The organism is Streptomyces sp. WZ.A104 (genome assembly GCF_002382885.1).
Classification (GTDB): Bacteria; Actinomycetota; Actinomycetes; order Streptomycetales; family Streptomycetaceae; genus Streptomyces.
The window spans coordinates 16,356-31,477 of the sequence record NZ_NWVL01000024.1; the positions used below are offsets into that span (position 1 = coordinate 16,356).

5 protein-coding genes are annotated in these 15,122 nt (G+C 72.2%); all 5 read left to right on the forward strand.

Annotated elements, in window-relative coordinates:
* The 5 genes from CIB93_RS15235 to CIB93_RS15255 are packed head-to-tail and all read left to right on the forward strand — an operon-like array spanning position 1 to position 15,060.
* Complete coding sequence (locus tag CIB93_RS15235) at positions 1-9,393, forward strand: non-ribosomal peptide synthetase/type I polyketide synthase (protein WP_096627363.1); 9,393 nt, start codon at positions 1-3, stop codon at positions 9,391-9,393.
* On the forward strand, positions 9,383-11,062 hold the full coding sequence (locus CIB93_RS15240) for an NAD(P)/FAD-dependent oxidoreductase (RefSeq protein ID WP_096627364.1): 1,680 nt from the start codon (positions 9,383-9,385) through the stop codon (positions 11,060-11,062). Before CIB93_RS15235 ends, CIB93_RS15240 begins: the two co-directional genes overlap by 11 nt.
* Positions 11,062-12,783 (forward strand): NAD(P)/FAD-dependent oxidoreductase, encoded by a 1,722-nt coding sequence (locus tag CIB93_RS15245; protein ID WP_096627365.1) that lies wholly within the window; start codon positions 11,062-11,064, stop codon positions 12,781-12,783. The genes CIB93_RS15240 and CIB93_RS15245 overlap by 1 nt, the downstream gene beginning before the upstream one ends.
* Positions 12,780-13,835 carry an NADP-dependent oxidoreductase gene (locus CIB93_RS15250; protein WP_096627366.1) on the forward strand — a complete coding sequence of 352 codons (1,056 nt, stop codon included), beginning with the start codon at positions 12,780-12,782 and terminating at the stop codon, positions 13,833-13,835. The genes CIB93_RS15245 and CIB93_RS15250 overlap by 4 nt, the downstream gene beginning before the upstream one ends.
* Before the next feature lie 34 nt (positions 13,836-13,869).
* Entirely contained in the window at positions 13,870-15,060 is a 1,191-nt protein-coding gene (locus CIB93_RS15255) for a cytochrome P450 (protein WP_096627367.1), read from the forward strand.
* Positions 15,061-15,122: the final 62 nt, after the last annotated feature.

The following is a 15,122-nucleotide window of genomic DNA, read 5'->3' on the forward strand; positions in this document are numbered from 1 at the left end:
ATGGCCGACGCGAACAACCGGGCGTTACGCGACAAGGTGGCGATCATCGGAATGGGCTGCCGGCTGCCCGGCAGCGCCTCGGACCACCGGACGTTCTGGGAGAACCTGATGGCGGGCAGGGACTGCATCACGCCCACCCCGCCCGACCGGTACGACATCGCCACGCTCGGCAGCCGGTTCCGGGACAAGCCCGGGCGCCTCGTCGGCGGCCGCGGCGGATACATCGACGGATTCGACGAGTTCGACCCCGCGTTCTTCGGTATCAGCCCGCGCGAGGCCGACCATATGGACCCCCAGCAGCGCAAGCTGCTCGAAGTGGCCTGGGACGCCCTGGAGGACGGCGGCCAGCGGCCCGCCGACCTCGCGGGCGGCAACGTCGCCGTCTACGTCGGCGCGTTCACCCTGGACTACAAGATCCTCCAGTTCGCCGACCTGGGGTTCGCCTCCCTGGCCGCCCACACCGCGACCGGCACCATGATGACGATGGTGTCGAACCGCATCTCGTACTGCTTCGACTTCCGCGGTCCCAGCCTGTCCGTCGACACCGCGTGCAGCTCCTCCCTGGTGGCCGTGCACCTGGCGTGCCAGGCGCTGAAGAGTGGTGAGAGCGACCTCGCGCTGGCCGGCGGCACCCTGCTCCACATGGCCCCGCAGTACACCGTCGCCGAGACGAAGGGCGGATTCCTGTCGCCCGAGGGCCGCTCCCGTACGTTCGACGCGGCTGCCGACGGCTATGTGCGGGCCGAGGGTGTCGGCCTGGTCGCGCTGAAGCGGCTGGAGGACGCCGTACGGGACGGGGACCGGGTCCACGCGGTGATCCTCGGCAGCGGCGTCAACCAGGACGGCCACACCAACGGCATCACCGTGCCCAACGCCGACGCCCAGGTCGGCCTCATCCGCCGGGTATGCGCCGAGGCGGGCATCACCCCCGGAGACCTCCAGTACATGGAGGCGCACGGCACCTCGACCCCCGTCGGCGACCCGATCGAGGCGAACGCCCTGGCCCGCGCGCTGGCCATCGGACGGGCCCCGGGCGCCCGCGCCTACGTCGGCTCGGTCAAGACGAACATCGGCCACACCGAATCCGCCGCCGGGATCGCCGGACTGATCAAGACCGCTCTGTGCCTCGAACACCGGCAGATCCCGCCCCACATCAACCTGGAGAACCTCAACCCCGCCATCGACCCGGCCACCCTGCCGTACGAGATCCCCACCCGGCCCGTCCCCTGGCCCGAGCACGAGGGCCCCGCCCGCGCCGGGGTGAACTCCTTCGGGTTCGGCGGCACCAACGCCCATGTGGTGCTGGAGGAGGCCCCGCCGCCCCCGCCGGACACCCGCCGGGCCGACCCCGCCGGACGCGGCTGGAGCATCCTGCCGCTGAGCGCCCGGCACCCGGAAGCCCTCACCGCGATGGCGACCGGCATCCGCGGCGAACTGGCCGGGGAGAACGGCCCGGAGGTGACCCTCCCCGACCTCGGCCACACCCTCGCCCACCGCCGCCAGCACCTCCCCGAGCGGCTCTGTGTCGTCTACTCCTCCCGCGCCTCCCTCGACGAGGCGCTGGCCGCCCACGAGCGGGGCGAGCCCCACCCCCGGGTCGTCCGGGGCCGGGCACGCGCGTCGGGCGAGCGGCGGACGGTCTGGGTCTTCACCGGAATGGGCCCGCAGTGGTGGGGCATGGGACGCCAACTGCTCGGCGAGGAACCGGTCTTCCGCGACGCGCTCCTCCAGTGCGACCGTGCGATCGCCGAGTTCGCCGACTGGTCCCTGATCGAGGAGCTGACCGCCGACGAATCCGCCTCCCGGATGGACGAGACCTGGCTCGCGCAGCCCGCGAACTTCGCCGTGCAGGTCGCGCTGGCCGCCCTGTGGCGGTTCTACGGGGTGCGCCCGGACGCCGTCGTCGGTCACAGCACCGGCGAGATCGCCGCGTTCCACGAAGCGGGTGTCTACTCCCTGCGGGACGCGGCCAGGATCGCCGTGCACCGCAGCAGGCTCCAGCAGACCCTGGTGGGCACGGGCACCATGCTCGCCGTGAGCCTGTCGGAGGACGAGGCGGAGCGCCGGGTGCGCCCGTACAGCGACCGGGTCTCCATCGCCGCCGTCAACAGCCCCACCTCGATCACCCTGGCCGGGGACGGGGCGACGCTCGCCCTGCTGGCCGGGGAACTGCAAGCCGAGCAGCAGTTCGCCAAGTTCCTCACCGTACAAGTGCCCTACCACAGCGTAGGAATGGAGCTCATCAAGGACGAACTCCTCACGGAACTCGCTGCCCTGGAGCCACGCCCCGCACAGGTGCCGCTCTACCCGACGGGAGTCGGAGGCACCGCCCGCGGCGATGAGCTGGACGCCGCCTACTGGTGGAAGAACGTCCGCGACCGGGTGCGCTTCCGGGCCGCCGTGGACCGCGTCGCCGCCGACGGCCACCAGGTCTTCCTGGAGATCGGACCGCACCCCGTGCTCGGCCACGCGATCCGGGAATGCCTGGACGCCACCGGCACGACCGGACTCACCCTGCCCTCGATCCGCCGCCGGGAGAACGAGCCCGAACGCTTCGCCGCCTCCCTCGCCTCGCTCCACAACCTGGGCGCCGCCATCGACTGGGACACGCTCCAGCCCACCGGACGCCCGGTCACCCTGCCCCGCCACCCCTTCCGGCGCGACCGCCACTGGACCGAGCCCCGGCCGGTCGCCCAGGTCCGCCTCGGGCGCCAGGACCACCCGCTCCTCGGCCGCCGTACCGACCGCACCGAACCGACCTGGCAGGCCCGCCTCGACACCGAAGCCCTGCCCTACCTCGCCGACCACCGCATCCAGGGCACCGTCGTCTTCCCCGCCGCGGGCTACCTGGAGATGGCGGCCCAGGCCGTCCGCCGGCTCACCGGAGGCGCCACCGCCGTCCTCACCGGCATCGACCTCCGCAAGGCGCTCTTCCTGCCCGACGGAGAGGACCGGACCGTGGAGGTCTCCCTCTCCCTGGAGAACGCCGCCTTCACCGTCGCCTCGGCCGCCGGCGACGACGGGGAGCGGGCGGTCCACGTGAGCGGCGTCGTCCGTACCGGGCAGCGCCGCAGGACGGGACCGCCCCTCGACGCCGCCGCGATCCGATCCCGCACTGTCCGGCGACTCGAAGGCCCCGACTGCTACACCGCACTGGCCGCCCTCGGCTACGACTACGGCCCCGCCTTCCGGGCCGTCGAGGAGGTCTGGATCGGCAGGGGCGAAGTCCTCGCCCGCATCCGTCCGCCCCGGGCCATCGGTGACGACGCCGCGGAACACCACCTCCACCCCGTGCTGCTCGACGCCTGCTTCCAGACCCTGCTCACCCCGCAGATCCTGGAAGGACCCGCGCCGGGCAAGGGGATCAGGCTGCCGCTCTCCCTCGACGAGGTCGCCATCGACCCCGTCGGCGACCAGCCGTTCTGGGCGCACGCCACCCTGCTGAACGGAGACGCGGACACCACCGTCGGGAACATCGCCCTCCACGCCGACGACGGCACGCCGCTCGGCCGCATCCACGGCTTCCGCGCCGGTGACGTCGAGAAGGCCGCGACCGCGGTCGCCCGCACCACGATCGACTCCTGGCTCGCGGAACCGGCCTGGACCGACTGCCCGCCGCTGCCCGAGGACGACGTACGGAGTGGACCCTCCGGGCCCGCCGCGATCGCCCGCGACCACGGCTGGCTGGTCCTCGCCGACGACGGGGGAGTGGCGGACGCCTTCGCCGAGCTCGCCGCCGCCCGGGGCGAACGCTGCCTGCTGGTGCGCCGGGGTGCCGCGTACACCGGCTCCGGCGACGGCGACACCTGTACCGTCGACCCCGCATCCGACAGCTGCCTGGAGCGCCTCCTCGCCGATGTGGAGCGCGAGGGCCGGCCGTTTCGCGGGGCGGTCCTGCACCTGTGGAACCTCGACCGGCCCGCCCTCGCGGACTGCGACCGGAAAGCCCTCGTGGACCACACCGGCGCTGGCGCCTACTCCTTGGTCGCCCTCGCCCGGACCCTGCTCGCCCGGGGCTCCGGCAGCCGCCTGCACATCGTCACCCGGGGCGCCCAGCCCGCCCTGCCCGGCGAGGCCGTCGAGCCCCTCGGGGCGCCCGCCTGGGGCGTCGGCCGCGTCCTGCGGCACCAGGAACTCACCGACCGACCCGGCAAGTTGATCGACCTCGACCCCCGGCGGGAACCGGGCCCGGACCGCGACCGCGCCGAGGCCGAAGCGCTCCTGAGCGAGGCGCTGGCCGAGGACGAGGAGGAGGTCGCCCTGCGCGACGGCCGCCGCCGCACCAGCCGCCTGCGACCCGCCGAGGACCTTACCCGGCCCCTGCCGCCGCGCCTGCGGGAGTACGGCAGCTACCTGGTGACCGGTGCGTTCGGCGCGCTCGGACGGCTGCTGTGCCGCACGCTGGTGCGGCGAGGGGCCCGCAGGCTGATCCTGGTCGGCCGCACCCCCGTACCGCCCCGGGAGAAGTGGGCCGCCACCGATCCCGCCACCGCCGAGGGCCGGGCCGTGGCCCTGCTGCGCGAACTGGAGGCCCTCGGCGCGCAGACCGTCCCGGCCCGCCTCGACATCACCGACGAGGACGCCCTGACCGGCTGGCTCGACGCCCATCGAGCCAGTGGCGCGCCACCCGTGCGCGGGGTTTTCCACCTCGCGGGCCAGGTCCGCGACACCCTCGTCACCGAACTCGACCGGCCCGCCTTCGACGCCGTCCACGCCCCCAAGACCGTCGGCGCCTACCTCCTGCACCGGCACCTGCGGCACGAACCCCTCGAACACTTCGTGCTCTTCGCCTCGGTCGCCTCCCTGCTGACCACGGCGGGCCAGACCAACTACGCCGCCGGAAACGCCTTCCTGGACGCCCTGGCCCACCACCGCCGCGCGCTGGGGCTGCCCGCGCTCAGCCTGGACTGGGGCCCCTGGGCCACCGGCATGATCGAGGAACTCGGCCTCGTCGAGCACTACTTGCACAGCCGTGGCATGAGCTCGCTCTCCCCGGAAGCGGGCATGGCCGTCCTCGAACGCGTCATCGGCCAGGACCACGCCCAACTGGTCGTCGCCACCGTCGTCGACTGGCCCGCCTTCCTCGCCTGGTACCCGTCCCCGCCCCCGCTCGTCGCCGGCCTCGCCGCGGCCGCCGCCCCGCCGCCGGACCCGGCGTCCGGCAACGGATTCCTCGACGTCTTCCGCGAAGCCGACGAGAATACCCGCCGCACGCTGGTGACCGATAGGTTCGCCGTGCTCTGCGCCACCGTGCTCCGCACCGGCACGGACCGCGTCGACCCCGCCACCGGCCTCGGCGAACTCGGGCTCGACTCGCTGCTCGCCATGGAGCTACGGGCCCGGATCCACGCCCAACTCGGCGTCGCCCTGCCCGTGGTCGCCCTCCTCAGCGGCACCCCGGCGGGCGAGCTCGCCGCCCGGCTCCACGACGGCCTCACCGCCCTGGCCGCAACCGACACCCCCGACGGAACGGCTCGTGCCGTCGAACTCCACCAGGACGAAAGGCAGTACCCGCTGACGCAGAACCAGAAGGCGCTCTGGTTCCTCAAGCACCTCAACCCCGAGGGGTACGCCTACAACATCGGCGGAGCCGTCGAGGTGAACGTGGCCCTCGAACCGGACCTGATGTTCGAGGCCGTCCGCCGCCTCATCGCCCGGCACCCCGCGCTGCGCACCAACTTCTCTCTGGAGGACGGGCAGGCCGTGCAGCGGGTCTCCCCGGACGTCGTACCGGACCTCGGTCTCTTCGACGTGCAGGGGCAGGACTGGGAGACCATCCACGCGACGATCGTCGCCGAATACCGCAAGCCCTACGACCTCGCCCGCGACCCGCTGGTCCGCTTCCGCCTCTTCAAGCGGGCACCCGACCGCTGGGTCATCATGAAGGCCGTCCACCACATCGTCTCCGACGCCATCTCCACGTTCACCTTCATCGAGGAACTCTTCGCCGTGTACGAGGCGCTGCGCGAGGGCAGGCAGCCCGAACTGCCCCCGGTGCAGGCCCGCTACCTCGACTTCCTCAACCAGCAGAACGCGTTCCTGGCCGGGCCGGAAGCCGCGGGCATGCTCGACTACTGGCGCTCCCACCTGCCGTCCGAGGTCCCGCTCCTGGACCTTCCCGTCGACAAACCGCGCCCCGCCGTCCAGACCCACAACGGGGCCTCCGAGTTCTTCGTCCTCGACGCCCAGCTCAGCACCCGCGTCCACGCCCTGGCCCGGGCGCACGGCGTCACCCCGTTCATGGTGCTGCTGAGCGCCTACTACCTCCTCCTGCACCGCTACTCCGGGCAGGACCACATCGTCGTCGGCAGCCCCGTCACCGGCCGCACCCGGCAGGACTTCTCCTCCGTCTACGGCTACTTCGTCAACCCGCTGCCGCTGCACGCCGACCTGTCGGACGACCCCACCGTCGCCGAACTGCTGCAACAGGTCCGCAGGACCGTACTGGGCGGGCTGGACAACCAGGAGTACCCCTTCGTCCTCCTCGTGGAGGAGCTGGGACTCCAGCGCGACCCCAGCCGCTCGGCCGTGTTCCAGGCGATGTTCATCCTCCTCACCCACAAGGTGGCCACCGAGCAGTACGGCTACCGCCTGGAGTACATCGAACTGCCGGAGGAAGAGGGGCAGTTCGACATAACGCTGTCCGCCTACGAGGACGAGGCGGAGAGACGTTTCCACTGCGTCCTCAAGTACAACACCGACCTCTTCCTCCCGGCGACGACGCGCCGCATGGCCGCCCACTACACCCGCCTCCTGGACCGGATGACCCGCGCCCCCGGCGAACAGCCCGCATCCCGGCTGGAGATGCTCGGCGAACGCGAGCGCCACCGGCTCGTCGCCGAATGGAGCCGCCCGGCCCTGCCGCCCGCCGAGGAGAGGGGGGAGCCGTTCACCCCGGTCCACGAGCTGATCGGGCGCGCCGCCGCCGAGCACCCCACCGCCGTCGCCCTGGTCACGCCCTCCCCGTACAGCGACGCCCACCGGCTCACCTACGCGGAGCTGGAGCGGCGGGCCACCGGGACCGCCGCCCGGCTGCGCACCCTCGGCGTCGGGCACGGCTCCGTCGTCGTGCTGTGCCTGGACAAGTCGCCGGACCTGATCGTCACCCTGCTCGCCGTGCTCAAGACCGGAGCCGCCTACCTCCCGCTCCGGCCCGGACCGCCCGCCGGCCGGCTCGCGTCCCTCGTGCACAACAGCGGCGCCGCGCTCGTCGTCGTCGCCGACGAGGACGGGCGGGAGGGCACCGCGGCGCTGCCGGTCATCACGGTGACCCTCGACGCCCTGCACGCGACCGAGCCGCACCCGGACGGCCCCCGGCGGAGCACGGCCCCGGACTCGACGGCGTACGTCATCACCACCTCCGGGTCCACCGGCCGCCCCAAGGCCGTCCGCGTCAGCCACCGCAACCTCGCCTCCGCCCACGCCGCCTGGCGCGCGGAGTACCGGCTGGAGACGGACGTCCGGGTGCACCTCCAGATGGCCGACCCCTCGTTCGACGTCTTCACCGGCGACCTGGTCCGCGCTCTGTGCTCGGGCGGCACCCTCGTACTGGCCGACCGCGACCTGCTCTTCGACACGACCCGCCTTTACCGGACGATGCGTCAGGAACGGGTCGACTGCGCGGAGTTCGTGCCAGCAGTGGTGCGCGGGCTGATGGACCACTGCGACCGGCAAGGGCTGCGGCTGGACTTCCTGCGGCTGCTGGTGGTCGGCTCGGACGCCTGGAGCGTGGCGGAGTACCGGCGGCTCGGCGAGCTGTGCGGCCCCGGCACCCGCCTCGTCAACTCCTACGGGCTCACCGAAGCCACCATCGACAGCGCGTACTTCGAAGGACCCGTGGACGACCTGGAGCCCGGCGCGATGGTCCCGATCGGCCGGCCCATGCCCCACAGCACCCTCCACGTCCTCGACGCCCACGGCGAACCCGTCCCGCCCGGCGTTCCCGGAGAGCTCTGGATCGGCGGCGAAGGCGTCGCGCTCGGCTATGCCGGAGACCCCGAGCAGACCGAGGAGCGTTTCGTCACCCGCACGCTCGGCCGGGCCGCGGACGCCCGTCCCGAACGGCTCTACCGGACCGGTGACATCGCCCGCTGGGACGCACAGGGCCGGGTGCACCTGCTCGGCCGGACCGACGGGCAGGTCAAGCTGCGCGGCCACCGCATCGAGATCGGCGAGATCGAGGCCCGTCTCGCCCAGTGGCCGCCACTCGCACGCGCCGTGGTCACCGTCACCACGGACGCCGGGGGAGAGGCGGCCCTCTGCGCCTACTGCGTACCGGCCCCCGGTGCGGCGCTGGACGCCCGGGCCCTGCGCCGCCATCTGGCGCGCTCCCTGCCCTCGTACATGATCCCCTCCCACTACGTCGAGCTGCCCGAGCTGCCGCTCACGCCCAGCGGCAAGGTCGACACCGCTGCCCTGCCCGCCCCCCGGCCCCATGGCGGGGAACGGCCCCACGAGGAGCCCGCCACGCTGTACGAGGTCAGCCTCGCCCGGCACTGGAGGAACCTCCTCGGGATCGAACAGATCGGTCTGGAGGACGACTTCTTCGAGCTCGGCGGCAGCTCCATCAAGCTCATCGAGCTGCTCCACCACCTGCGCACCGAGTTCGGCGCCGGCGTCCCCGTCAGCAGGCTGTACCAGGTCACCACCCTGCACGGCATGGCCGCCACGGTGGCCGACGTCCTGCACAGCACCACCGCCGAGGACCTGCCGTGCCTGACCTTCAACGCCGGAGGGGCCCGCGAGCTCTTCTGCTTCCCGCCCGCCGGCGGCCACGGACTGGTCTACCGCGGCCTGGCGGGACAGCTCCCCGAGTACACCCTCATCGGCTTCAACTACCTCCCGGGCGACGACAAGGTGGCCCGCTACGCCGACCTGATCGAGGCCGCCCGGCCCGACGGCCCCTGCCTGCTCCTCGGCTACTCCCTCGGCGGCAACCTCGCCTTCGAGACGGCCCGGGAACTGGAACGGCGCGGCCGCGAGGTCGCCCATGTGGTCGTCATCGACTCCCGCCGCATTCCGGAGGCCTACGAACCGGACGAGGACGGCATCGCCGTCTTCGAGGCGGAGCTGGCCGGTCATCTGCGCAAGCACACCGGTTCCGACGCCGTCGCCGCCGAGACGCTCGCCCACGCCGCCGACTACCTCGCCTTCTGCGGGCGCACCCCCAACACCGGCACGGTCGACGCCGCGGTCAGTGTGATCACCGACCAGGAGAAGGCCGCCCTCTACGCCGCGGGTGAGCACGGCACCTGGCACGGCAGCTCCACCGGAGTCACCGCCGTACTGCGCGGCTCCGGCGTCCACGCCGACATGCTCGACCCCAAACACCTGCCCCGCAACGCCGCGTTGGTGCGCTCGGTCCTGACGGGGGGCGCCGCCCATGGTGGATGACGACGGCACCGACTGGACCACCCGGGAGCGCACCCCCGGCACCCCGCCCCGCGTCATCGTGATCGGTGCAGGCGTGGCCGGACTGTCCACCGGCTGCTACGGCCAGATGAGCGGAGCCAGGACCCGCGTGTTCGAGAAGCACGTGCTGCCCGGCGGCTGCTGCACCGCCTGGTCGCGCGAGGGCTATCTCTTCGACTACTGCATCGAATGGCTCATCGGTACCGCCCCGGGCAACGACGCCCACCGGGTGTGGAGCGAACTCGGTGCCCTCGACGGCAAGACCGTCACCAACTTCGACCTGTTCAACAAGGTGGAGGACGAGCACGGCCGGTCGGTGACGTTCTACAACGACCCCGACCGCCTGGAGGCCCACCTCCTGGAGATCTCGCCCGCCGATGCCCCCCTGATCCGGGCCTTCACCCGCGATCTGCGGCGCTTCATCGGCATCGAGCTGTACCCGTTCCTCACCGCGCCCTCCCTGCGGACCGTACGGGAGCGGGCGCAGACCCTGCGGACCGTCCTCCCCGCCTTCCGGCTGTTCTGGCGGACCGCCGCCACCCCGATGCACGTCTTCGCCGACCGCTTTGAGGACCCGCTGCTGCGGCGGGCCTTCCGCAACATCTTCTTCCAGGACCCGGAGGGCTTCCCGCTGCTGCCGTACCTCTTCAACATGGCCGCCGCCCACCACGGCAACGCGGGCTTCCCGCAAGGAGGTTCGCTCGGCCTCGCCCGCTCCATCGAGGAGCGCTACCGAAGTCTGGGCGGGAGCATCGCCTACCGGGCCCGCACAGAACGCGTCCTGGTCGAGAACGACCGCGCGATCGGCATCGAACTCCGGGGCGGCAGAAGGTATTTCTCCGAGCACGTCGTCTCCGCCTGCGACGGCCACACCACCGTCTACGGGCTGCTCGGCGGGCGCTACACCGGCCCCCGCGTCGACCGGCTCTACACCGACCTCCTGCACCGCCCGGGCACGCTCTTCCCCGCCGTCGTCTCCGCCTTCGTCGGTCTGCGCGGCGATCTGGCACCCGACGAGGCCCACAGCACCACGCACCTCCTCACCGACGAGGACGCGGACCGGCTCCCCGGCGCCCTCCAGAGCAGCCTGGTCGTCCAGGCCCGCTCCCGCTACTCCGGCGGATTCGCACCGCCCGGCCACTCCGTCCTGCACTGCACCTACTTCAGCGACTTCGCCCACTGGAAGGACCTGCGCACGAGGAACCGCAAGGAGTACCGGCGGCGGAAGCGCGAAGTCGCCGACTTCGTCCGGGATTTCCTGGAGCGCCGCACTCCCGGCATCGCGGACCGCATCGACGTCGTCGAGGTCGCGACTCCTGCCACAACCCACCGCTACACCGGCAATCTGAAAGGCTCCATCCTCGCCTGGAAGGCGTTCTCCGAGGCCGACGACGTCTCGTCCCGGCTGGTGGGCAAGGACCGCATGCGGCTGCCCGGCCTCAGCGGCTTCTCCATGGCCGGACAGTGGGCCGGCATGGGCGGACTGATCCGCGCGGCAGCCACCGGCCGCTTCGCCGTCCAGTACCTGTGCCGCGAACTGGGCCTGGAATTCCGGGCCTGGGAAAGCAAGGGAGCCGAACCCTGGCACCCGGCGAAGCTGGGCCACCTGCCCCAGCTCGACCGCTGGTCCGCACGGGAGGACCGCACCTGATGACCACCGAGCGCAGCGGCCCCCGACGCCCGCGGGAGACGATGATCATCATCGGTGCGGGCCTGGGCGGTCTGTCCACCGGCGTCTACGCGCAGCTGAACGGCTACCGCAGCCACATCCTGGAGATGCACGAGATCCCCGGCGGCTGCTGCACCGCCTGGGAACGCGGCGGCTTCACCCTGGACGCCTGCGTCAGCTGGCTCCTCGGCAGTGGCCCCGGCAACGAGATGCACCAGATCTGGCTGGAGCTGGGAGCGCTCCAGGGCAAGGAGATCCGCCACTTCGACGTGTTCAACATCGTGCGCGGGCGGGACGGCAGGGCCGTCCACTTCTACTCCGACCCGGACCGCCTCGAAGCCCACCTCATCGCACTGTCACCCGCCGACGCCCGGCTCGTACGGAAGTTCTGCGCCCAACTACGCAGCTTCCGACGCGCCTTGGCGGTCTATCCGTTCCTCAAGCCCGTCGGCCTCATGGGCCGTGTGGAGCGCTGGCGGATGCTCGCCTCGTTCGTCCCCTACTTCAACGCCGTCCGCACCACGATCACCGTCCTGATGAGCGACTTCTCGGCGAGGTTCAAGGACCCGCTCCTGCGCGAGGCGTTCAACTTCATCCTGTACGAGAAGCACCCGGCCTTCCCCGTCCTGCCGTTCCACTTCCAGCTCGCCTCGCACGCCAACCTCTCCGCGGGCGTACCCGAAGGCGGCTCCCTCGGCCTGGCCCGGTCCATCGAGGCCCGCTACCGCCGGCTCGGCGGCGAGATCTCGTACAACACGAAAGTCGACACGGTGATCGTGGAGGACGACCGCGCGGTGGGCGTCCGGCTCGGCGGCGGCAGCGAACTGCGCGCAGACATCGTCGTATCGGCGTGCGACGGCTACACCACGACGATGAAGTTCCTGAAGGGCGCATACCTCGGAGAGGACTACCGCAAGCTCTACACCCGCACCATCCACGAACCCGGCATGATCTTCCCCGGCTACTTCACCCTCTTCCTCGGCCTCTCCCGGCCCTTCCCCGAAGGGGACCCCTGCACCACCTACCTCCTCGACGAGGACACCGCCGCCGAGCTCACCGGAATCCGCCACCCCAGCATCAACGTCCAGTTCCGCAGCCGCCATTACCCCGAGCTGTCCCCGGACGGCACCACCGTCGTCTACGCCACGTACTTCTGCGACATCGCCCCCTGGCGGGCCCTGGACGAGGGCCCCGAGCAGATCACCCGCAGCCGCGGCGGCCAGGAGCTGCACACCCTTCCCGTCCGGCACGGGCGCGGCTACTACGCGGCGAAGCGGCGGGCCCGCGAAGCGCTCGTCGGCTTCCTGGAACAGCGCTTCCCCGGCCTGCGGGACGCCATCGTCGTCCGCGACGTCTCCAGCCCCCTCACCCAGGTCCGCTACACCGGCAACCACGACGGGACCGTCCTCGGCTGGCAGCCGTTCGTCGAGAGCGGCGAGAGGCTCGAAGAGCTGGTCAAGAAGCACGGCCCCGGCCTCCCCGGCCTGCGCGACTTCTACCAGTCCGGCGTCTGGGCCACCACCGGCGGGCTCATCCGGGCCGCGGCCGCCGGACGCCACGTCATGCAGTTCGTCTGCCGCGACGACGGAAAACCCTTCACCGCGTCGGTCGACCGCTCCGCGCCACCTCCGACCCACCGGGTCATCCCCGTGCCCGTACGCCCCGCCGCGCACCCCTCCGCGCAGCCGGAAAGGACGCCATGAAGATCGCGAAATGGGTGGTCCGCGAGCACGTCGAGGGCGTGCCCGACGTGGACCGCGTCTACGAGAAGGTCGTCGAGGACGTCGAAGTGACCCTGGCCCCCGACGAGATGCTCCTGCGCACGCTGTACGTCTCGGTCGACCCCTACCTCCAGGGCATCGCCCTCGACACCCCGATCGGCCACCACATGGGCGCCGACTCGATCATGGAGGTGGTGGCGGCCGGGCCGCGCGCCGCCCACCGCGTCGGCGACCTCGTCCAGGGCTTCGGCGGCTGGCGCACCCACGTGGTCGGCACCGGCGCGCCCGAGCCCTGGCAGACCGGGACGTTCCCCATGGTCTTCCCGGCGTACCGCAGGCTCGACCCCGGGTGGTACGACGACGCCCTGCCGCTGCCGACCGCCCTCGGCGCGATGGGCGGGCCCGGCATGACCGTCTGGGGGACCCTCTCCAAGTACATGACGGTCAACCCCGGCGACACGTTCGTCGTCAGCGGTGCCTCCGGAGCGGTCGGGGCCCTCGCGGGCCAGCTGGCGGTGCTCGCGGGCGCCCGGGTCATCGGCACCACCTCGTCCCCGCGGAAGGCGGACTACCTCACCGGGCTCGGATTCGACGCGGTCGTCGTCTACCGCCACGGAGACCGGGCCGACACCGTCCGCGAGGCGCTCACCCGGGCCGCCCCCGACGGTGTCGACCGCTACTTCGACAACCTCGGCGGCACCGTCACCGACGCGGTGTTCCCCATGCTCAACGTCGGAGCCCAGGTGGCGGTCTGCTGGCAGTGGGCCACCCAGGTCGGCCAGGAGGACACCGGCCCCCGGCTGCTGCCGTACCTGATGTTCCCGCGCGCCACCGTCCGCGGGATCTTCTCCCCGGAATGGTTCACCGAACAGAACTGGAAGGACCTCCACGCCGAGCTGGGCAGCCGGGTCCGACGCGGCGAGGTCGTCTGCGACCACACCCTGCACCACGGCTTCGACAACATCCCCGCCGCCTACGGGAGCCTCTACGCCGACCGGGAGGCCAACCGCGGCAAGGTCCTCGTCGCACTCTGACCGCACGCCCCTTCCGTCTTCCGCAGGAGGCACGTTGACCGCCCCGGAACACCCGCGCTCCTCCCCTGTACCCCTGCACCGCCTGCCCTTCGGTGAACCCGGGCCGCCCCGCCCGGCCGAGCTGCCGGGCGGCGCTCCCGCCTGGCTGGTCAGCCGGTACGCCGACGTCCGCCAGGTGCTCTGCGACCCGCGCTTCGGCCGGGCCCGGCTCTACGCCGCCGACGCGCCCGCCCTCTCAGGCGTACCCGACCTGGTGAACGACCCCGACCTGATGTTCAACCAGGACGGCCCCGACCACCTGCGGCTGCGCCGGACACTGCGCCGCGCCTTCACCCCGAGGGCCGTCGCCCGCTGGCGGCCCTGGATCGCCGCCATCGTCGACGAACTCCTGGACCGGCTGGCGGAGCAGCGGCAACCGGCCGACCTCGTAGCGGAGTTCACGCTCCCGCTGCCGGTGGCGGTCATCAGCAGGCTTATGGGCCTCGACGCCTCCGCCCGGAGCCGGATGCGGCACTGGAGCGAACACGCCTTCTCCGACGGCACCCACGCCGGTGAACAAGTGGAGAGCGTCCTCAAGGAGTTCGCCGCGTTCGGTGCGGACCTTCTCGCCGAACGCCGCGGGACGCCCGGTGACGACCTGATCAGCAGCATCGTCCGCTCCGCCGACGAGGAAGGGGGTATCCCCGAGGGGCAGTTGACCAGCCTGGTGTGCGGTCTGGTCGTCGGGGGCCATGACAGCACGATGACCATGCTCGGCAACGCGCTGCTCTGCCTCCTTGGCGAACACCCGGATGCCTGGCCTCGCCTGGCCGCCGACGAGGAGGCCGCCGGACGCGCGGCCGACCGCATCGTCCACCTGATCCCGCTGGGCGACGACCGGGGCAGCGCCCGCCACGCCTCGGCCGACGTGGAGGTCGGCGGGGTGCCCATCCCGGCGGGCGCGATCGTCCTGGCCGACTGCGGGATGGCCAACCGCGACCCGGCCGTCTTCCCGCGCGCCACCCTCCACGACATGTTCGCCCCCCTGGAGGCCCCCACCCTTTCCTTCGGCGCTGGCCCCCACTACTGCCTCGGCGCCTGGCTGGCCCGTACGGAGCTCCAGCTCGCCCTGCACCGCCTGGCCGTCCGCTTCCCGGCGCTGCGCCCGGCGGAACCCCCGGGCGCGGTCACCTGGCGGACCGGGACCACGTCCCGCAGCCCGCAGCGACTGCGGGTGGAGTGGTAGAGGCGGCTTCACCGGTATTTCATCGCCCCTCCCTAACGTGGCCCCGTTCGGACGAGGCCCCG

Bases quoted from the DNA above. Each gene is read 5' to 3' on its own strand.
- CIB93_RS15250 (WP_096627366.1), top strand. From the start codon at position 12,780: ATGAAGATCGCGAAATGGGTGGTCCGCGAGCACGTCGAGGGCGTGCCC.
- CIB93_RS15240 (WP_096627364.1), top strand. From the start codon at position 9,383: ATGGTGGATGACGACGGCACCGACTGGACCACCCGGGAGCGCACCCCC.
- CIB93_RS15235 (WP_096627363.1), top strand. From the start codon at position 1: ATGGCCGACGCGAACAACCGGGCGTTACGCGACAAGGTGGCGATCATC.
- CIB93_RS15245 (WP_096627365.1), top strand. From the start codon at position 11,062: ATGACCACCGAGCGCAGCGGCCCCCGACGCCCGCGGGAGACGATGATC.